Raw genomic sequence first — 19,773 nt, forward strand, 5'->3', positions numbered from 1 at the left:
GTGACGACATCAAATCGCGATGCCGGGCTAACAGCCGGTCGCGTCAGAAAAATTTGAAATAATGGGGGGCGAGGGGGCATCTATGCATATCCAAAGCCGGTTGGCGGGGCAGCATAGGAATGGTCTGCGGCGTCAGTCGGTATGGGCCGGGCAAGTCACTTGCACGGCCCCTTATTGTGGGAAAGGCTTAGGGCGAGACCGCCTTAAGGCCCAGAAAGATCACCGCTGACAGCGCGGCCGAAGCAGGCAAAGTCACGATCCATGCTGTGGCGATGGTGGTGACATGCGAGCGGCGCACCAGTTTGCGGCGGCTACGCTCTTCGGGGCCAAGCTGCTCGGCCTCGGGCAGGTCGATCCGGGCTTTGCGCAAACGCCGCTCTGCGTCCCATTCGCGGAAAAAGCCGACGCCAAAGATCGCACCGACCGCAATATGGGTCGAGCTGACCGGCAGGCCCAGCCAGCTGGCGACGATCACAGTCAGCGCCGCTGACAAGGCCACGCAAAAGGCGCGCATCGGGTTCAGTTTGGTGATCTGGCTGCCAACCATGCGGATCAGTTTCGGGCCGAACAGGAACAGCCCGAACGAGATGCCGAAAGCGCCGATCAGCATGACCCATAGCGGGATGGCCACATCCTCGCTGACGGTGCCGAACTGGGCGGATTGAACGATTGCGGCAAGCGGACCAACGGCATTGGCGACATCATTGGCACCATGGGCAAAGCTGAGCATCGCCGCCGAAACGACCAAAGGAATACCAAAAAGGCCCTTAAGCGATTTGTTGCGGTTCTCAAGGCCGGCAGATTGGCGACGGATCACCGGGATCATGATCAACCAGGTGGCAAGGCCAATTCCTAGGCCGATCAGGGCGCTGGTCTGAAGCGAAAGCTCGATCAGCTGGCGCAGGCCTTTGATCGCCAGATAGGTGGCAAAGGTGCCCGACATGATGCCGACCAGCACTGGCACCCATAGGCGCGCAGCTGCCAGCTTGTCATCCTGATAGATGATCCGCGCTTTGATAAACCACAGAAAACCCGCGGCAATTCCGCCACCCAGCAGGGGCGAGACAACCCAGCTTGCTGCGATTGTGGCGATGACGCCCCAGTTCACTGCGCCGAAGCCGGCCGCTGCTACGCCTGCGCCGATAACGCCGCCGACAACCGCATGAGTTGTCGAAACCGGCGCGCCGATCCAGGTGGCAAGGTTCACCCAAAGCGCCGAGGACAGCAGCGCCGCCATCATTGCCCAGATAAAACTGGACTGGGTGCCGATGCTTTCGGGTGCGACGATCCCACGCGAGATGGTCGTGACCACATCGCCGCCCGCGATCAATGCCCCCGCGCTTTCAAAGATGGCAGCGATGACAATCGCTCCACCCATGGTCAGCGCATTCGCACCAACGGCCGGGCCCATATTGTTGGCCACATCATTGGCGCCGATGTTAAGCGCCATATAGGCGCCAAAAATCGCCGCGACGACCACGATCAGCTGGCCGTTGGACTTGCCAAGCAAAACGGCAGCGACCAGCCCCGCCAGCAGGATAAAGACAAAAGCGATCCCCGGTGCCACCAGTGGTCGTCCCACGTAATTGGTAGCAAGCTCGAGTTTCGAGAAACGCCCCAAGTCGCGGTCGAGGGTCTCTAGGTGGCGGGCTTCATAGTCGTTCTGGGCCATGGCCTACTCGTTGTTTGGACGCTGGTGCGTAAGCCGAGATCGGCAACAATTCAACCTCTGCTAATATGCGAAAGACCAGAGTGTCGTCGGGGCATATCGCGTGAAGCCATCGAGATGACCATTTCATCAGGGTGTGGACCTTTGGCGCAAGGCGAAGCCTGGCGATGCAAGCGGCGCATGTCGCCTATGGCAGCATTTCCGGGAGGCTGAATAAAGAAAAATAACGCTCATGATCAAATCCGGCTGCACAACACGTGAGCAAAAGTGAGCAACTTATTCGGGCTAACACATTGAGAGAGAAATTGTTTCCGTGCAACCTTCACGGGCAAACAGCGTTTTGCTGTACCTAAGCCTCAAGGATGACCCATGTCAGAGAACCGTCAAAACACGCGACAGCACCTGTCACGCCGCAGTTTCTGCACCAGTCTTGCCGTGGCCCCGGTCGCGCTGACTGTTGCGGGCCATGCCGCATTCGCCGAGGAAATGGTGCGCCTGACCGGCGAAGTCATTTACCGCGAGCGGATGGCACTGCCTGCAAATGCCGTGCTGGAACTGACCTTGCAGGATGTTTCGCTGGCCGATGCACCTGCCAAAACGATCACCACCTATCGCGCGACGATTCAGGGGGGCAGCCCGATCCGGTTTGGCTTGTCCTATCCCAAGGATAAACTTGACGAGAGATACCGCTACAGCCTGCGCGCCCAAATTCTGGTTGATGGTCAGATGTGGTTTACGTCGACTGATCATATCGCGGTCGTGCCCGGCGAAGCACAGCAGCTGACTATTCCAGTTCAGCGTGTGATGCCATCTTCAGGTGGGGAAAAGACGAGCGCCCTTTCGGGTGAATGGGTCGTGCAGCGCATCAACGGGAAGGCTTCGCTGCAAGAGGTTGGCGCTTCAATCGTATTCGATCCTGAAACGAGCACCGCCAGCGGCTCGGGTGGGTGTAACCGCTTTTCGGGCGGATATGTTCAGGATGGGACTAAGCTGACATTTGGCAATCTGGCCTCTACGATGATGGCCTGCAGCCCAGCTGCAATGACACAAGAGCATGCCCTTTTTACAGCTTTGGCAGCGGTGCGCGGCTTTAGCATAGAGGATTCCGGGGCAAGGCTGTTGTTGAAGGACGATAGCGGTAAGGGGCTATTGGACCTTAAGAAACGGTAAGGCTAAGGGAGGATTCCTTTGCCTATTCGACCTAGGCGCCAATGTTAGCGGCTGATTGCGACCATCGCAGTTCCGATCATCGCCATTAACCGTTGTAAAACGGCATTGGGGCCTAGGCCGTGCCCAAAGTCGCGGTCAGGGCTGCGTGTTGAACTAGATAGTGGAGACGTTGGCATCACCCAGGAAATACAAAAAACACGCAGTTGAGATGTGATGAAGTTCGTTGCGGCTTAGGTGGCCCAAACTTGTTCTCGGGTGGTGTCGACCATAACATCCCCTAGCTTTGAAAAATGCAGATTGGTGAGTATCCCTTAGGTTCAGGGTTAGTTCACGATTAAATCTGCATGCAAGGCTCCGGCAGAATGAATGGATTTGAGAATATCGATCAAATCACGAGGCCTGACCCCGAGAGAGTTCAAGCCGACGATCACATCTGATAGAGAAGCCTCACCATTTACTTCTGCAAATCCTATCCCCGGCTCTTGAGTGATCTCGGCCTGAGAGCGAGGCAAGATTATGCTCTCGCCAAGGCTGAAGGGATTGGGCTGAGAAACCATAGGGCTTTCCCTGACCCGCAGTGACAAGTTCCCTTGAGATATTGCAACCTTAGAAATTCGTACATTCTGCCCCATGATGATTGTCCCGGATTTGTGATCAATGACCACGCGCGCGGGAGTATCGGGCTCTACACGAATATTCTCGATCATGCCCATCAGATGGGCAGGGTTTGACCTACCTGAACGCGCAAGATCGATTGAGATGGTTCCCGAGTCCAACAATTGTGCAACACCGGACCTTATCTCATTATTTATCGCGGCCTCAATGCGGGCTGCCGTCGAGAAGTCTGGTGACCTTAACGAGATCCTAAACTGCCTCATACTGGACAGTTCAAAGGCTATCTCGCGCTCAATGCGCGCGCCATTCGGAACTGATCCTGTTGTCGGAACGCCCAAGCTAACTCTAGCCGACTCACCCGAGGCATCGATCCCACCTGAAAGTACTGCGCCTTGTGCGACAGCATAGACCTCTCCATCCGCAGCACTCAGTGGGGTCATCAACAGCGTACCGCCCAACAAGCTTTTGGCATCTCCGATCGAGGATACGGCAATATCAACTTGAGAGCCGTTGCGCGCGAACTCGGGCAATGTGGCCGTGACGATGACTGCAGCTACATTCTTTGATCTGATTGCATCATCTGTTACGTTTACGCCAAGGCGTTCAAGTGTTCCAGACAGTGCCTCTTCGGTAAATGGGCTATTCCTTAAGCTATCTCCTGTTCCATTTAGGCCAGTGACCAAACCATAGCCGATCAGATCATTTTTTCGCACGCCTTCAAAATTAACCAGATCCTTTATTTTAACCGGCGCGGCGAAAGCTAATGATGGCAATAGGATGCAATAGAGGGAAATGATTAATTTAATCAACGAAGAAAATCCGTAAGTTTCAGCGATGATAGGCGCGCGGTGACTGCATATAGGGTTTCTAGATCTGCCTGATATTTGGTTAGATCGGTCGCGGCTTGGTATTGATCTGCGGAAATTAGATTGCCACGAGTTATCGAAAGGCTTGTGAGTTCGCCCTCATTAACTTTAAGCATTTTTGCAGCACTATGTTCGATGCTTCCGATTAAAGACTGTTGTGCGATGATCTCATCAACTGAATTCGTTAGCAACACCCCCGCTTTCTGGATAATGTCGCGCTTTTGGGAAAGAGTGAGGGAGGCGCTGTTTTCTGACGCAGCAAAAAGTAAACTCAAGCCCTTCAACATGTTTTTAATTTCTGGATTTTTGGCTGAGATATTTATTTTCTGCGTACTCTTGTCCGAAATCGGAATACTAAATGATCCGTTTCCTCCGCTGTATGCACTTCTGATATAGGTGTCAGCGCCAGACTCATCGTCGAACCATTTGGTGATAGATGATTCCAATTCAGAAAAACTGGAAGAGTTGGAAGAAATATCTCTTATTTTATCCAGAAATTCAGCCGCGGATGGGAGGGGCGCAGCATCAGTGGCGTCGCCGCTGAAAATGTTTTTATTTGCTACCTGAGTATGCAGCGTGTTGATTGCATCCTCCAAAAGGGACGAACTCTGGGTTAGCCTAATATCTATCTGATCTGAAGAGGTTAGCTCTGCAGCCGCAAGTAAATCCGGGCCTAGGCTTGATGAAATATCACGTATTTTACTGAGAGCGCTCTGCATTCCGGAAGTGAAAGTGTTGAGCTCGTGAATATTTTTATTGAATGCAGTTATTATATTTATTCTATTCTCAACTCGATTAATGAGTGATAAGTCACCGCGAAAGTGCTTTGCAATATCAGATTTTTTACCTGTCGTCAATTCTTGGGATGCAATAGATATGCGGGATTTGATCGTAAGGTTGGCGGTGCGAGGTGCCAGCATTCTTGAGATGTCGCCAATGGATGTAAGCTTCATTATGATATCCTTAGAATGCTGTCGATCATTTCATTGGCTGCTTGGATAACCTTGGCATTCGCTGCATAAGACTTTTCAAGCTGCAAAAGGATTTCCATTTCCTTGTCGCTATCTACACCATAGGAAAGAAGGTTTGACTTTGCTGATTGATCGTGGGTTTCGTGGATTTTCTCTAGGGATTTGGCGTTTATTCTGTTGGCAGATATTAACGATGAAAGCTCCGATGCCCTAGTGAAAATCGACTTGTTTGATTGTTGGGAGCCAACGTTCGCAGCCGTGCTATTTGCGCTGATCGATGCACGGATTGCCTCGATTAATGTGTTGTTGCCAGAATTTCCGGGCTGAGTTGCGTAAATACCGTCACGTAATCTCCAGGCATCCCCCCCGAGAGTGTAATCTACTGCGCGGTTTAGAGAAATTCGATTGGCAAAGCCAAGGGTGGTGGTCGGCGTTATGGCGTTTTGTAGATCTGAAAAAATACCGGGAAGATCTTGTGAAACTGACGGATCAACAGACGGATCGCTCAATCGGTTATAGAGGTCGTAAGCGAATCGATCGAGTTGATTTTGGTATTCGGGTCCGTGATTGTCTCTGATACTGAAGTTGGCCTCGAGAGTGCCCCCTCTGAACATATTCATCTGAGAGGTGGTAAGTTCGACACCGTCAAGCGTCACTCCTGAGAGGTTTCCATCCGAGACTGACTTTTGGGGGGTCACCACTCCCGAAGCTAAGAACTTGATCTCGGCAGGTTTGAGACCATCAAGTAAGGTCGCGCCACCTTTGGTGAAAAGTGAGACGATGCCGTTGTCGCGCTGAACCTCTTGAAGTGGTACGATGTCTGAAATGGCATCAATGGTTGCCTGACGGGCGTCCACGAGAGAGGAGGTATCTTGTCCGCGGGCTTTGGCAATTGTGACCAAGCGGTTTAGTCGCGCGACTTCTGCAAGAGCCGAGTTAAGGCGATTGACATCCGATTCTATGGCCTTGTCGGCCACAGTTCTTGCCTTTTGAAGCTCCATTGCGATGAAATTGATTTTGTTGCTGACATCTTTTGCAGCATCGACGGCGATTTGAAGTCGAGCGTTACTATCTGGGCTAGCGGCGGCATTGATCAGAGATGCTTCAAAATTTGTGAGAATTGCGGTCAGGGAGTGATCCTGATCGGCAGTTCCCGTCGCTGTTTCCATTGCGACATGAAATGCGGCCAGGGTTGAGGATTTACCTAGATTTGCTTGAGCCTGACGATTGTCAGCGACGACCGAGTTGGGAACAAGTCTTTGGATGCCTTCGACTTTCACACCGCCGCCGTTTCCGCTGTAGATATGGGGAGAAAGTTGCAGCTCTCGGGCGGCATATCCAGGTGTGAGGATGTTGGCGATGTTGGACGACACCACCTCTGTTCCGCGCGAAACGGCGGTAAGGCCCGTAAGGGCGTTTGAAAGCGCAGCAGATATGCTCATTCATCTTCTCCTTGATATTGGGCCTAACCGTTTCACGGGATCAGCGTTTGATATTGGTGGTTTCCTGCAACATTTCGTCCACGGTCTGAATGACCTTGGCGTTTGAAGAATAGGCGCGCTGGGTTTGGATCAAATTGGTCAATTCAGCTGCGACATCGGTGGTAGAACCTTCGCGGGCATATCCGACGACTGCCCCGGTTGGGCCATCACCCGCATCCCATAGAAAGAATGATCCCGAGCTTGGTGAGACCTTATAGGTCTGGTTATTGAGCGCGATCAGACCGTTGGGATTGGGCACATCGACCAGAGGTACTTGATAAATGGTGCGGATAAAGCCTGTGTCATAGGTCGCCCGGATAAAGCCATTTTCGTCAATTTCCACGGCGGTGAGGTTGCCCACTGGCGAGCCGTCTTTGGTGACGTTGGTTGGTGCGAAATCGTCGCTTAACTGGGTTAGACCATTGGGGTCACCCACACGGCCAATCGTCAGGGTCAGCGGACCGCCCTGGACGTTGAGGGCAAGGGAGCCGGTGAGGGGATCATAGGCGCCACCCGTGAGCATGGTGACGGAGGCCAGAGTGCCGCCATTCGTCTGGCTGTCGTCAAAGACCAGCTCGTACGAGCCGATGAGGTTGCTGGCCGGGTCCATTGCCGAATCCCGGATCTCCATCGTCCACGTGTTCGACATACCGTTGGTTGCACTAACCTGCGGTGTGAAATTGAACATCAGCGATTCCGAGGTGCCCAGGTTGCCGAAATACTCGACCTTTTGCGGCAAAGGTGTGCCCGACGCGCCAAAGCTGGTTTCGGTGACGGGTAGGTTCACCCCAAGCGTCATGTTTTTGGTCGGGTCAGCAGAGGTCTGGTTTGCGTTGATGACAACCGGCTGCAAACCCGATGCGGTATCGCGGGGCATGACGGGGATCGTGCCATCGGCGCTGGCGGGCCAGCCCATAAGGATCAAGCCCGATTCGGTTCGAAGTACGCCTTCGGCATCGGTGCGGAATGATCCGGTGGTCGTCATCAGCAAGGGCCGGTCGCCAGTTCCTAAAGAGGCCAGGCTGACGGATTGGATCACAGGCAGCATGCCGCGCCCGGAAATTGCGATATCGAGTGGATGCGAGGAGGACACAAGCGCGCCGCGCTGATCGATGACGCGATTGGTTGTCGCTCGCACCCCACCTGCTGAATAGACGCCGGCCCCGCGCGCCTGATTGATCACCATGCTTTCAAACTCGGTATTGACGCGTTTGTAGCCATAGGTCGCGGAGTTCGCGATATTGTCTGAGATGCTGGCAAGGCGGGTCGCGTTTGCGGCGAGCCCAGCCACACCGGCGTTCAGAGCAGAAGAGATCGACATCCTCGAATTACCTTTCTTGAGTTACGCAGATCACCATGCGGGGCTGCAGTTAAGATCCGGCTAACAGGGCCGATTTTTTCAAAATCACCTTAATAAAATGACCTCGATCCGGTTGTTGTTCGGGTCCATCGGGTTCATCGAACGGTTGCGGCGGTCGGCATATCCGGTCACGCGCTGAATGCGCCGATCATTCAGGCCTGCATCTCCCAACAAGTTGCGCACGGCATGAGCGCGGGCATTGGACAGGGACCAGACGGGCGAGTGTAAAAGCACCTCGGGGTAAGCACGCACATGGCCCGCAATCGCGATCTCGTTTCTGACGCGACCAAGCACCCGCGCCAGGATCTGCGTCAGTTCGCGCATCGCGGGGCTGGGCTGGCCGCTGTCGCCGACGAACAGGGGCTCGTCGGTCAGGTCGGTCAGCTCGATAACAAGACCCTCATCTGTCATGCGGGTCACGACATGGCGCAACAGATTGGTCAGTTGCATCGATTCGGCGCCGCTGCCTGTCAGCTGATCCTGAATCTGGCGGGCCATTTCCTCGAAGCCCGAATTGCTGTCCTGAGCTGCCTGTGCTTCGCGCGGCACCCTGGCCCTGGCCAGAGCTGTCCTCGGTCTTTTGATCGTTGCCCCCAAAGGTGCCGGTCCCCGCGCCGTTAGAGGTCTGGATAATGGTGGGATTGAAGTAATCGGCCAAGCCTTTGCGCTGCTTTTCTGTGGTGGCATTCAGCAGCCACATCAGCAGAAAAAACGCCATCATCGCGGTCACGAAATCCGCATAGGCGACCTTCCATGCCCCGCCATGGTGGCCGCCCTCATCCGAAACGGTGATGCGCTTAATCAGTATCGGGGAATTTCCGCGATCGGCGGGCATTGCGTGACCTCTTTGACATAATGAGGTCAGGCTGTCGCAGCCAAGCGCTTAGGTCTAGTTAACCGCTCAAATGCTGTTCATTTCCCCCAGAATCAGCTGCGCACCACGCTCGGCGATCATGATTGTAGGGGAATTGGTGTTCCCCGAGGTGATCGTAGGCATGATCGAGGCGTCAATGACGCGCAAACCCTCGATGCCGCGCACGCGCAACTGCGGGTCGACGACCGAATCGGGGTCGCCGCCCATGCGCGCCGTGCCGACGGGGTGAAAGATCGTCGAGGCAATCTGACCGGCGGCGCGGGCCAGCTCTTCGTCGCTGTCGCCGACCGGGCCGGGCTTGAATTCTTCGGGGCGATAGCGCGCCATCGGTGCCTGCGCCATGATCTTGCGCGTCAACCGGATCGAGCGTGCGGCCACCAGCTGGTCATTGACGGTCGACAGATAGTTCGGGGCGATCTCGGGATGGGTCAGCGGATCGGGCGAGGTGATGCGCACATGGCCGCGGCTTTCCGGTCGCAGGTTGCAGACACTGGCCGTCATGGCGGGGAAATCATGCAGGTTTTCGCCAAATGCCTCTAAGGTCAGGGGCTGGACGTGATATTCCAGATCCGGCGTCGCCACATCGCGTGACGAGCGTGCAAAAGCCCCAAGCTGGCTGGGGGCCATGCTCATCGGACCTGATCGGGTCAGCGCATATTGCAGCCCGATCTTGCCTTTGCCCCACCAGCTTTGGGCCATCTGGTTCAGGGTCTTGCCGCCCGTAATTTTATAGGCACAGCGGATTTGCAGGTGGTCTTGCAGGTTTTCACCCACGCTGGCGTCACGCAAAACATCGATGCCCATATCCTGCAGCAGCGCTCCGGGGCCGATCCCCGACAGCTGAAGGATCTGCGGCGAGCCGATGGCGCCGGCCGACAAGATGACCTGATGACCCCGGATTGCGCTGCTTTGACCCGCTTTCAGCACCTCGACCCCGGTTGCGCGTTTGCCCTCAAAGGTGACACGGCGGACATGGTGGCCTGTCATGACCGTCAGATTGGTGCGCTTGAGGGCAGGGCGCAGAAAGGCCTTGGCCGTCGAAACGCGCCATCCTGCCCTTTGGTTGACTTTGAAATAGCCAACCCCCTCATTATCGCCGGTATTAAAGTCATCCGTGGCGGGGATGCCTGCGGCCTCGGCCGCGCGCGCGAAATCATCCAAGATTTCCCAGCGCAGCCGTTGCTTTTCAACGCGCCATTCGCCGCCCGCACCATGGTTTTCTGATGGGCCGTCAAAGTAATCCTCGGATTTTTTGAACAAAGGCCAGACATCGTCGGCCCCCCAGCCCGTGCAGCCCAACTGGCGCCAATGGTCATAATCGGCGGATTGGCCGCGCAGATACAGCATGCCATTGATCGACGAGCAGCCGCCCAGAACGCGCCCGCGCGGATAAAGCAGGCTGCGCCCGTTCAGCCCGGCCTCTGGTGCGGTTTTGAAGCCCCAGTCGGTGCGCGGGTTGCCGATACAGTAAAGATAGCCGATCGGGATATGGATCCAGTGGTAATTGTCGCGCCCTCCGGCCTCGATCAGCAAAACCCGGTGCTTTGGGTTTTCCGACAGCCGATTGGCCAGCACACAACCCGCGCTGCCCGCGCCGACAATGATAAAATCGTAATCCATATCTTAATCCCCCCGGCGGCGATGCTATCCACCAATGAGGCAGACGCAACCCCGGCCTTGGCGGGCAGGCAAAGGTATGATTTACCTATGCGGATGGGAATACAGGGCTCATATGATATCGCGACTGGCGCGGGGCTGATTGCCTGCCCGCGTTGCGATGCACTTCATATCGAGGAAGAGCTGGAAGCCGGCGAAACCGCGCGCTGCATTCGTTGCAATACGGTGCTTGCGCGTCCGCGGGCGGGGGCTTTTTCGCGCATTATCGCGCTGTCATTCACCTCATTGGTGCTGATCTTCGGCGCGATTTTCTTTCCCTTCCTCGAAATTTCGCGCATGGGCATCGGCAATGCCACATCGCTGTTTGGGGTTGCGATGGCATTTTCGCATGGTTGGCTGATGCCGCTGACGGTGGCAGTCTTGGTGCTGATCATTGCCTTGCCCGCATTTCGCGCGATCTTGCTGGTCTATACGCTGATGCCCCTGGCGCGTGGCGCCACACCCTGGCGCCATGCCGTTCCGGCTTTTCGTCTGTCAGAAGAACTGCGACCCTGGTCCATGGCCGAGATCTTCGTCATTGGCACGGCCGTCGCCTTGGTCAAGGTCGCGGGGCTGGCCAATGTTAGCCTTGGACCCGCGTTTTGGGCCTTTTGCGGGCTGATCTTGGTGAATATCGCCAGCGACGCCTTTACCAGCGCTGCGACGATCTGGGATGCAATCGAGGATGCCGGTGTCGCCACCGATGGTCGCGAAATGGTCGAGGGACAGTCACTTTGACAGCTGAAATCGCCCATCCGACGATTACTGGTCGCCATTCCGACCCGAACGACCCGCACTCAACCCATTCCCCGGGCGCCGCGCCCCATCAGGCCGAGCCTTCCGCGCCAGTCATGACCGCCCATCGCGCGGGTCTGGTCGGTTGTCGCAGCTGTGGCCGCGTCTGGCCGGATGAGGAAAGCATCTGTGCGCGCTGCGGTGCCCATTTGGTGCCACCCGATCGGCGCTGCCTGCAGGCGGTTTGGGCTTGGCTGGTGGCGGGGCTGATTTTCTATATCCCGGCCAATCTTTTCCCGATGCTCAAGACCCAGACTTTGGCGGGTTTTCACGGCAATACCGAATCCACCATCATCGGCGGAGCGATCGAGTTGGCGCGATATGGCAATTGGGGGGTGGCGACCATCGTGTTTCTGGCCTCGATCGTTGTGCCCGTGGGCAAATTCGTGGCAATTTCCTGGTTGGCACTGCGTGCAGGTCGGCCCGCCACGGTCGAGGATGCACATAACCGACTGCGCATCTTTGAAGTCGTCGAGTTCATCGGCCGCTGGTCGATGATCGACGTTTTCGTCGTCGCAATTCTTTCTGCGCTGGTCCAGCTTGGATTTGTCGCATCTATTCACCCTGGATCAGCTGCGGTTTGCTTTGCGCTTTCTGTTGCCTTCACCATGCTTTCCGCACAAAGCTTTGATCCGAGATTGATTTGGCGGGGTCTTCCCCTGCGCAACCGCGCGAGCACCAATTGACCGACAATCCTGATCTGACCCCGGCAAAGCCCGTTCGAAAGGTCGCCAAACGTGCGACACAGGCGGGCACTTCTCTTATCTGGATCGTGCCTATTCTGGCGCTGATCGTCACTTTGGGGCTGGCGTGGAATGCCTTTGCTTCACGTGGGACATTAATCAGCGTCGAATTTTCCGACGCGACCGGGATCACTCCCGGCGAAACCGCATTGAAGTTTCGCGAGATCACCGTTGGCAAGGTCGAAAGCGTGCGCTTTACGCCCAATCTGGCCAAGGTGGTGGTCAATATCCGCGTCGATAAAGATGTCTCGCAATATATCGATTCCGAGGCCGAATTCTGGATCGTAAGGCCGCAGGTTTCCGCACAGGGGATCTCGCGACTGGATACGGTGCTGACCGGCGCCTTTATCGAAGGGTTCTGGGACGACAAATCCGATACGCCCAAACGCAATTTCATTGGGATGGATCGTATGCCCCTGACCCGGGTGGGTGAAAAGGGCACTTGGGTCGTGCTGTCCTCGGATAATGCCAAGGGCCTGACCGAGGGCGCGCCGATCACCATTCGCGGCGTGCAGGTGGGCACGATGCAGAACCTGCGGCTGGGCGATGACGATGATACCGTGCTGGCCGATGCCTTTATCGTGGCGCCCCATGATGACCGGCTGACCACGGCGACGGTGTTTTGGGACACGTCGGGCTTTTCGGTCTCGCTGGGGCCACAAGGAGTGGCGCTGAATGTCAGCTCGGTCGCCTCGCTGTTGCAGGGTGGGGTCGAATTCGCAACACTGACCAGTGGCGGCAAGCCTGTGCCGCAGGGCTATGTGTTTGATCTTCAACCCGATGAGGCGACGGCACGTTCGGTGCTGTTCACAGACGAAGAGGATCTGGTGCGCCTGGCCGTGGAGATCGACGGCAATGTCACCGGATTGGGCAAGGGTGCGGATGTCAAATTTCAGGGTCTGACCGTTGGCCGGGTGACGGCGCTTTCCGTCAAGGTTGACCCCGATGCCCAAGGCGGCGCGGGTAGTATTCACCAGGAAATCGTCGTCGCGCTGACGCCCTCTCGGCTGGGATTGCCTGCGGAAACAACGCCTGAACAGGCCTTGGAATTCCTGAAAAAGCGGGTGGAGCATGGGCTGCGCGCCCGTTTGACCAGTGCGGGCTTCTTTGGCACCTCGCTGGTGATCGAGATGATCGACCTGCCTGATGCCAGCCCCGCGACCTTGGATCTGACCGCGACCCCCTATCCAATCATGCCCTCGGTCCCCAGCGATATTTCTGATTTCCGTGATACCGCACAGGGCTTTTTGGCGCGGGTGGGCAATCTGCCGATCGAAGAGGTGCTGAAATCGGCCTCGGATATGATGAACAGCATCACGGCGGTTGCTTCAAACGAAGATACGCGCGCCATTCCCGCCTCGTTGAAATCCGCGATTGATGAGGTTCAGGCCACCGCCGATGAACTGCGCCTTGCGGTGAACGAGCTGCGTGAAAGCGGTGCGATTAGTCAGGTGCGCGGCTTTGTCGACGAGGCCACTTTGGCGGCCTCGGCGGTCAAGCTGGCGGCGGCTGATGTGCCAGAGATGGTCGATAAGATCGATGCGGCAGCCGAGTCGTTCAACGGCTTTGACTTCCCCGGCATCAGCACCGAAGCCAAGGGCATTTTGGCCGATATTCGCGCCATGATCGGCTCGGAAGATGCCAGCGAATTGCCGCGTAACCTGTCCGAAACACTAAAGGCGGCCTCGGGGCTTTTGAATGATCTGCGCGATGGCAATGCCGCGGGCAGTCTGAATGAAGCACTGAAATCGGCCAAATCTGCGGCCGATCAGATCGCCAGCTCGGTTCAGCGCCTGCCGCAGCTGACGGCACGCTTGGAGCAGCTTGCTGGCCGGGCCGATGGGGTGATTGCGGCCTATGGCGCGCGCTCTGATTTCAACAATGAGGCGATCAATATGATGCGCGAGTTCCGCCGTGCCGCTGATTCATTTGCCAGCCTTGCGCGGATGATCGAACGCAATCCCCGTGCCTTTATTCTGGGAAGATAATGATGACCCGTCATGTTTTGCTTGCTTTGACCTGCCTCGCGATCCTTGGCGGTTGCTCTAATCCGATGAAGACCGGGCGCTATCTGATTGATCCGCCGGTCACGGGCGAGCGGGTGCCCGATCGCATCGGTTCGGCCGAGTTGCGCGACGTTTCCTTGCCCGATTACGCCTCTGGTGACGAGGTGGCCTGGCAATCGGGCGATGGGGCGGTGCGGCTGAACAGCAAAAGCCTGTGGGCGGATAAGCCGCAGCGGGCCTTTACGCTGACATTGGCACGCGCGATATCGGATATTTCCGGCGCGACGGTGATTGCCGAGCCATGGCCGCTGGCCGAGCCGCCGCGTAAAAAGCTTGAGGTGCGGGTCGAAAAGGCCTTGGCGCAGGCCAATGGCACCTATCGGCTTTCGGGGCGCTATTTCGTGGCCGACGATGCCTCGGGCGGGTCCAATCAGGCGCGCAGCTTTGATATTTCGGTGCCCATTGCTTCGGACAAACCCGGCGAGATTGCACGCGCCCAATCCCAGGCGATTGCGCAACTGGCGCGCCAGATTGCAACGCTTGGCGGTCCGGGCCGCGCCATCCGCACGGCCACCCCGCGGGTCAGCTCGATCTTCTCCGAGCCGCTGCCGGGGTTCGAGGGCCTATAAGATTGGGCCGCGCCCCCATCGGGGGCGGCCCGCGCGGCCTGCTGCTGCCTGCCGATTGGCCGATCTGGGCTAAGCTGCGCCAGTCCGGGCTGTTGGTCTGGCCCAGCTTGGATGTCAGAACCGGTTAAAAGTGCCAAATTCGCCAGCGGCAAAGACCAAGGGAAAATCACCCGGTCCGCCCACCGTTACGCGCAAGACCCGCCCGATGACGACCGAATGATCGCCCGCATCATGGGCGGCATAGGCCTGACAGTCAAAGCGCGCGGCCATTCCCGGGATGACCGGGATGCCTTCGGGGGTGATTTCATGGTCAAGCCCATCAAAGCCCGGACCGTTGCGGGTAAAGCGACCGGAAATCGCCAGTTGCTCGGCGCCCAGCACGTGGATGGACCAGGATTTGGCATAGGCAAAAAGATCATGGCGGCGTGAGGCACGGGCAGGGCACCACATCACCAAGGGCGGCTCTAGCGAGACGCTGGCAAAGCTGTTGGCGGTCAGCCCTTCTGGCCCATGCGCTCCGGCGGTGGTGACGACGGTGACGCCAGTCGCGAAACGCCCAAGCGCATCCCGCAAAATGCGGGCTTCGACCGTCGAGGGGTGAAAGGTGATCGCATCCGCAAGGCGGTCGAGGGCACTATGGGGCAGCCGTGACATCTATTAACCTTCCCGCTCAGGAATTGCGCCGCATGGCCGCAATAGTCCAAAAGCCTGTCATTGAGCAAGCCGGGCCATAATTTGTCCGTGCAGGCCCGATGGCGCAATAACCAGCCCGTCGGTCTTGGCGCCGACCGAGTTGAAGCGCAAGGGACGTCCTTTGCAATCGCTGACCACGCAGCCCGCGCGTTCGGCAATCAGGCTGCCCGCGGCAATGTCCCACTCCCATGCGGCGCGCAATGAGATTGCGGCATTGAAGCGCCCCTCGGCGGCCAGACACAGCCGCCATGCCAGTGACGAGCGGAACTCGCGGCGAAAGGGGGGCAACAAGCCGTCACGCCAAAGCACGGGGTTCAAGGCCGGTTTGCTGGCCAGCACCGTGGCGCTTTCGATCGGGGCATCCTGTGGCATGATCGGCTGATTGTTGCGGGTCACCGGGCCGTCGATGCTGGCGCTGTAGCAGGTCTGGCGCGCCGGCAAAAAGACCACGCCCGCAATAATTCGATCACCTTCGGCGATGGCCAGAGAATGCGAAAACCCGTCTTGTCCATCCAGAAAGGCGCGTGTGCCATCGATGGGATCGACGATAAAACAACGCCTTGCATCATGGCGCGAGGGGTCATCCGTGCTTTCTTCGGACAGCCAGCCATATTCAGGGCGGGCCTTGCGCAGGGCATCCTCGAGATAATTGTTCACGGCCAGATCAGCCTCGCTGACCGGGCCTTGATTGTCGCCTTTATCCCAAAAAACGGGCTCGTTGCGCCAGTATTTCAGCGCAATTTCGCCCGCATGCTGGGCCGCTTGAATAAGGATCTGAAGGTCAGTCTCCGGCAACGGTCATCCCTTCGATCAACAGGCTGGGCACGGTGATCTGACGCCAGATCGGCAGGTCATTGGCCGGGGTCATCCGCATCAGCATGTCGCGCAGGTTGCCGGCGATGGTGCATTCATTGACCGGATAGGCAATCTGGCCGTTCTCGACCCAAAAGCCCGCTGCGCCGCGCGAATAATCGCCCGTCGTATCATTGACCGAGGCGCCCAGCATGGAGGTCACGACCAGCCCACGGCCCATTTGCGCAATCAACTCTTCGGGGGTTGCCTGGCCGGGGCTAAGGCGAATGTTGCTAAGCCCGGGCGAGGGCGGCGAGGAAATCCCGCGCGAGGCATTGGCCGTCGATTGCATGCCAAGCTTGCGCGCGCTGGACAGATCCAGCGTCCATCCCGTCAGCACACCTTTGTCGATGATGCGCCGTGGCGCGGTCGCCAGACCCTCGCCGTCGAAATAACGCGAGGCGGGCATGCGCAGCAGATGGGGCTCTTCATCCAGATCAAGGGCTTCGGGCAGAACTTGTTCACCCAGATTATTGCGCAGCCAGCTGGCCCCGCGCGCAATTGCAGCGCCATTCACCGCCGATAACAGATGGCCAATCAAGCCGCCGGAAATGCGCTGATCATAAAGGATCGGGAAGGCACCGGTGGGGGGCTTGCGCGCGCCAAAGCGCTCGACCGTGCGGGTGGCGGCCAGGGCGCCGATTTCTTCGGGTTCAGGCATGTCGCTGCGATGAACGCGCCCTTCGCCCGCCCAGTCGCGCTCCATCTTCAGGCCTTCACCAGCGATGGCGACGGTTGACAGCGAATGGCCGCTGCGGGCGTTGCCCGCCGAAAAGCCATTGCTGGACTGCATCCAGGTTTCGCGGCGCGAATGCGAGGCGCTGGAGGATTCAATCTGGCTGATACCTTTGACCGCAAGGGCTGCCGCCTCGGCACGCAGGGCCAGATCACGCAGCTCCTCGGGTAGCGGGGCCTGGCTTTCGTCGCACAAATCAAGCCCGGCACTGTCGGTTAACCTGCTTAGCTGATCGGGATCGGCAAGCCCAAGCGTGTCATCGACCGGGGCCTCGCGTGCCATGGCCACGGCGCGAGCTGCCAGTTCTTCGATCGTGCGATCCGAGTGATCCGAGGCCGAGACACAGGCCTGGCGGCCGCCAATCAGCACCCGCAAGCCGATTTCGACGCCATCTGCGCGTTCGGCATGCTCAAGCCGACCCGCCCGGACATCCACCGAAACTGCGCTGCCTAATACCGCAACGGCATCAGCTTCGGTTGCTCCGGCGCGACGGGCTTGGGCAAGAAGCTTTCCCGTCAATTCGCGCAATGTCTCAGATCCGGCCATGACCACCTCATATGAAAAGGGCCGGGACTAGGCCCGGCCCCCTATTGTCTGAAGACAGTCTTACTTCACCTGTTGGCCATTCGCAAAGACCGAGCCGTCTTCTTTGAATTCGACATCGGTGGTCAGCACATCGGTGCCTTCGCCAGGGCGTGCGAACATTGCCAGCATCATGCGAACGCCAGCCATCTGGTCCTCGGGGATCAGACCCATTTTGCCCAGCTTGTCGATCAGGCCATTCACGCCTTCGTAACGGGCATTAATCGTCCCGACCGGGGCTTCGATGCCGCCAGATTCCGAAGGTTTCAGCGAACCATGTGCCGTGATTTTGGCGCCGACTGCCGACACGGCAAGCTGGTTGATGGTGATCTCAACCGGCTCAACCGGGCTGGGCGGGGCGACGTAATCTTCGGTCATATCCTCGGTGACTTCGCCGGTTTCGCCGTCGGCGATGGCTTCATCCTCGATCGTGGTCTCGGACCCGCCATCCATGACTTTGGGGTCGAACATATCCTGAATGACCTTCAGCGTGCCGGTCAGGTCGACATCGATGCTGGCCGGATCGCGCGGCAATTGTTTGCCAGCATCGAACAGATCCCAGATCTCATCGCCAAAGGTGACGCCGTTGATCGAATAGGCAACTTTGAACGGGGCAGGGGTATCGGATTTCGACACCGGGAACTGCAGATCAAAGCTTGACGAATCAATGCCATAGTTGATCGGGAAGGGCAGGTCGCTGGAGGTGATGCTGGTCTGAGTCTTATCAGAATTCACCTGATAGCCCAGCCCGTCCTTGGACATGTTCACCGCGAAGTCAAAGCCTGCGATGCTGCCCTTGCCGGTTGCATTCTGGGCGGGCGTGCCCTCTTCTGCGGATTCAGGCTTGGCGAAATCAAAGGCGAATTCGGTCTGGCCAACCTTCATCGTCGCATCAAGAGCAAAGCCTTTGTTCAGCGCTGCTGCCATGTTGCTTTGCATTTCGGCCGCTGCCGCAACGCCCAGAACATTTCCGCCCATCTCAAGGTTCGACATCGAGGCGGTCAAGTTGACCTTGCCCTCGTTCTCATCCGTGACATTCATGGTCAGCTCGGCTTTTTCCGAGACCATCGACGAGGTGTATTTGGCATCCGAACCCGCGACGGTATGCATCTTGCCCGACGAATTGGTCGCGGTGAACTTCACGCCGATATCGGGAGTTTTATCGCCCGTTTTCACTTCGTCCAGCGTCACGACAAGCTGCGGCATGACCATGTCATGGGTCATGTCGCCGACCGCGCCCGAGGTCACGGTTTCATTGCCCGGCATCGACATCGTCAGCTTGCCCGAGAACGGCTCTTCGGTGTCGACATTCGTGCCCGAGAAGGTCAGCGGAATGGTTTCGGCATAAACCGTGCGGACCTTGCCATCACCGGTGGCTTGCAAGGTGATCTGCGGGATCGTGAATTCAACCTTGTCGCCCTCGACGGCGGTGGAGAATTTGATGTCCTTGACTGTCAGTGTCTCGCCGGCAAGATCATGGCTGCCTTCGGTGACGGTGTAACCGGTTGATTTGTAGTAGTCCAACCAAGTCTGCCAGACCTCTTCTGGAGTAACATCAGCAAACGCGGGCATGGCGAAAGCCATCAAGGCCAAAGCGGAACTTGTCAGTCTCAAAGACATGATCATACCTTTCAAAGTCGGCGGGCACATTTTTACTTGCCCGGTTTCTGCCATATCGATTGCAGGCATCCAAGGAGCGAATGAGTGATAATATGCAAATACTCGGATGGATTGGCCGTTTTAACGATAGAGCGCACGCATAAAGCGAACTCTCTGACCGAAGAAATGTTGCAGCAGTTGTACGCTAATTTCGTTAAAATTGCGAACATTCCGGAATTACGCGCAGTGATTGTGACGGGCGCAGGCAAGGTTTTTTCTGCCGGTGCTGATTTGGACGAAGTCAAAGCCGGGCTTGCTGTGTCACCGTGGTGGGAGAAGCTGTCCGCCCAGGTCGCGGCCATGCCCTGTTTGACCATCGCCGCGCTGAACGGCACGCTGGCGGGGGGCGCATTTGGCATGGCCTTGGCCTGCGATCTGCGGATTGCCGTGCCGGATGCGCGGTTCTTTTATCCGGT

Annotated in this window: 16 protein-coding genes and 1 pseudogene; 6 read left to right on the plus strand and 11 right to left on the minus strand. The window is 57.4% G+C overall.

Features of this window, described 5'->3' with window-relative positions; genetic code table 11:
• Positions 1–187: 187 nt before the first annotated feature.
• Positions 188–1,672 (minus strand): inorganic phosphate transporter, encoded by a 1,485-nt coding sequence (locus RTS12_RS08955; protein ID WP_312527638.1) that lies wholly within the window; start codon positions 1,670–1,672, stop codon positions 188–190.
• 366 nt (positions 1,673–2,038) lie between these two features.
• On the opposite strand from RTS12_RS08955, the gene RTS12_RS08960 reads away from it, so the two are divergent.
• Entirely contained in the window at positions 2,039–2,839 is an 801-nt protein-coding gene (locus RTS12_RS08960; protein WP_312527640.1) for an META domain-containing protein, read from the plus strand.
• A 323-nt stretch (positions 2,840–3,162) separates the two neighbouring features.
• Here the strand turns inward: RTS12_RS08960 and RTS12_RS08965 are convergent, their stop codons facing one another.
• The 6 genes and pseudogenes from RTS12_RS08965 to RTS12_RS08990 form a co-directional block, all read right to left on the minus strand.
• A complete protein-coding gene (locus RTS12_RS08965; RefSeq protein ID WP_312527642.1) occupies positions 3,163–4,263 on the minus strand; it encodes a flagellar basal body P-ring protein FlgI in 1,101 nt (366 codons plus the stop codon).
• Positions 4,260–5,273: a hypothetical protein gene (locus tag RTS12_RS08970; protein WP_312527644.1), complete on the minus strand. Its 1,014-nt coding sequence runs from the start codon at positions 5,271–5,273 to the stop codon at positions 4,260–4,262. The genes RTS12_RS08965 and RTS12_RS08970 overlap by 4 nt, the downstream gene beginning before the upstream one ends.
• A complete protein-coding gene (gene flgK / locus RTS12_RS08975) occupies positions 5,273–6,733 on the minus strand; it encodes a flagellar hook-associated protein FlgK (RefSeq protein ID WP_312527646.1) in 1,461 nt (486 codons plus the stop codon). Before flgK ends, RTS12_RS08970 begins: the two co-directional genes overlap by 1 nt.
• Before the next feature lie 40 nt (positions 6,734–6,773).
• Positions 6,774–8,093: a flagellar hook-basal body complex protein gene (locus tag RTS12_RS08980; RefSeq protein ID WP_312527648.1), complete on the minus strand. Its 1,320-nt coding sequence runs from the start codon at positions 8,091–8,093 to the stop codon at positions 6,774–6,776.
• 84 nt (positions 8,094–8,177) lie between these two features.
• A pseudogene (locus RTS12_RS08985) lies at positions 8,178–8,967 on the minus strand (flagellar motor protein MotB).
• Between the two features lie 66 nt (positions 8,968–9,033).
• On the minus strand, positions 9,034–10,626 hold the full coding sequence (locus RTS12_RS08990) for a GMC family oxidoreductase N-terminal domain-containing protein (protein WP_312527650.1): 1,593 nt from the start codon (positions 10,624–10,626) through the stop codon (positions 9,034–9,036).
• A gap of 87 nt (positions 10,627–10,713) precedes the next feature.
• Between RTS12_RS08990 and RTS12_RS08995 the strand changes: the two genes are divergently transcribed.
• The 4 genes from RTS12_RS08995 to RTS12_RS09010 all read left to right on the plus strand — a co-directional run bounded on the left by RTS12_RS08995 (position 10,714) and on the right by RTS12_RS09010 (position 14,835).
• Positions 10,714–11,400 (plus strand): paraquat-inducible protein A, encoded by a 687-nt coding sequence (locus RTS12_RS08995; protein ID WP_312527652.1) that lies wholly within the window; start codon positions 10,714–10,716, stop codon positions 11,398–11,400.
• 113 nt (positions 11,401–11,513) lie between these two features.
• Complete coding sequence (locus RTS12_RS09000) at positions 11,514–12,143, plus strand: paraquat-inducible protein A (RefSeq protein WP_312527668.1); 630 nt, start codon at positions 11,514–11,516, stop codon at positions 12,141–12,143.
• Positions 12,140–14,188 carry an MlaD family protein gene (locus RTS12_RS09005; RefSeq protein ID WP_312527653.1) on the plus strand — a complete coding sequence of 683 codons (2,049 nt, stop codon included), beginning with the start codon at positions 12,140–12,142 and terminating at the stop codon, positions 14,186–14,188. The genes RTS12_RS09000 and RTS12_RS09005 overlap by 4 nt, the downstream gene beginning before the upstream one ends.
• Before the next feature lie 2 nt (positions 14,189–14,190).
• A complete protein-coding gene (locus tag RTS12_RS09010; RefSeq protein ID WP_312527655.1) occupies positions 14,191–14,835 on the plus strand; it encodes a PqiC family protein in 645 nt (214 codons plus the stop codon).
• Positions 14,836–14,949: 114 nt separating this feature from the next.
• Here RTS12_RS09010 and RTS12_RS09015 read toward each other — a convergent pair whose 3' ends face one another.
• The 4 genes from RTS12_RS09015 to RTS12_RS09030 are packed head-to-tail and all read right to left on the minus strand — an operon-like array spanning position 14,950 to position 19,318.
• Positions 14,950–15,489, minus strand: coding sequence for a flavin reductase family protein (locus RTS12_RS09015; protein ID WP_312527658.1), 540 nt, complete (start codon positions 15,487–15,489; stop codon positions 14,950–14,952).
• A gap of 57 nt (positions 15,490–15,546) precedes the next feature.
• Complete coding sequence (locus RTS12_RS09020; RefSeq protein ID WP_312527660.1) at positions 15,547–16,323, minus strand: 3'(2'),5'-bisphosphate nucleotidase CysQ; 777 nt, start codon at positions 16,321–16,323, stop codon at positions 15,547–15,549.
• Positions 16,310–17,662, minus strand: coding sequence for a TldD/PmbA family protein (locus RTS12_RS09025; protein ID WP_312527662.1), 1,353 nt, complete (start codon positions 17,660–17,662; stop codon positions 16,310–16,312). Before RTS12_RS09025 ends, RTS12_RS09020 begins: the two co-directional genes overlap by 14 nt.
• A 60-nt stretch (positions 17,663–17,722) precedes the next feature.
• On the minus strand, positions 17,723–19,318 hold the full coding sequence (locus RTS12_RS09030; RefSeq protein WP_312527664.1) for a DUF2125 domain-containing protein: 1,596 nt from the start codon (positions 19,316–19,318) through the stop codon (positions 17,723–17,725).
• An 84-nt stretch (positions 19,319–19,402) separates the two neighbouring features.
• Here RTS12_RS09030 and RTS12_RS09035 point away from each other — a divergent pair.
• Positions 19,403–19,773 (plus strand): enoyl-CoA hydratase/isomerase family protein (locus tag RTS12_RS09035; protein ID WP_312527666.1); only part of this gene is annotated, 371 nt, incomplete at its 3' end.

This window comes from Paracoccus sp. (in: a-proteobacteria), assembly GCF_032007265.1.
Classification (GTDB): Bacteria; Pseudomonadota; Alphaproteobacteria; order Rhodobacterales; family Rhodobacteraceae; genus Paracoccus.

What these genes read in the sequence shown, in the direction of transcription:
- RTS12_RS08990 (WP_312527650.1), bottom strand. Translation starts at nt 10,626, where the DNA reads ATGGATTACGATTTTATCATTGTCGGCGCGGGCAGCGCGGGTTGTGTG.
- RTS12_RS09015 (WP_312527658.1), bottom strand. Translation starts at nt 15,489, where the DNA reads ATGTCACGGCTGCCCCATAGTGCCCTCGACCGCCTTGCGGATGCGATC.
- RTS12_RS08980 (WP_312527648.1), bottom strand. Translation starts at nt 8,093, where the DNA reads ATGTCGATCTCTTCTGCTCTGAACGCCGGTGTGGCTGGGCTCGCCGCA.
- RTS12_RS08995 (WP_312527652.1), top strand. Translation starts at nt 10,714, where the DNA reads ATGCGGATGGGAATACAGGGCTCATATGATATCGCGACTGGCGCGGGG.
- RTS12_RS09000 (WP_312527668.1), top strand. Translation starts at nt 11,514, where the DNA reads ATGACCGCCCATCGCGCGGGTCTGGTCGGTTGTCGCAGCTGTGGCCGC.
- RTS12_RS08955 (WP_312527638.1), bottom strand. Translation starts at nt 1,672, where the DNA reads ATGGCCCAGAACGACTATGAAGCCCGCCACCTAGAGACCCTCGACCGC.
- RTS12_RS08960 (WP_312527640.1), top strand. Translation starts at nt 2,039, where the DNA reads ATGTCAGAGAACCGTCAAAACACGCGACAGCACCTGTCACGCCGCAGT.
- RTS12_RS09010 (WP_312527655.1), top strand. Translation starts at nt 14,191, where the DNA reads ATGACCCGTCATGTTTTGCTTGCTTTGACCTGCCTCGCGATCCTTGGC.
- RTS12_RS08970 (WP_312527644.1), bottom strand. Translation starts at nt 5,273, where the DNA reads ATGAAGCTTACATCCATTGGCGACATCTCAAGAATGCTGGCACCTCGC.
- RTS12_RS09025 (WP_312527662.1), bottom strand. Translation starts at nt 17,662, where the DNA reads ATGGCCGGATCTGAGACATTGCGCGAATTGACGGGAAAGCTTCTTGCC.
- flgK (WP_312527646.1), bottom strand. Translation starts at nt 6,733, where the DNA reads ATGAGCATATCTGCTGCGCTTTCAAACGCCCTTACGGGCCTTACCGCC.
- RTS12_RS09030 (WP_312527664.1), bottom strand. Translation starts at nt 19,318, where the DNA reads ATGTCTTTGAGACTGACAAGTTCCGCTTTGGCCTTGATGGCTTTCGCC.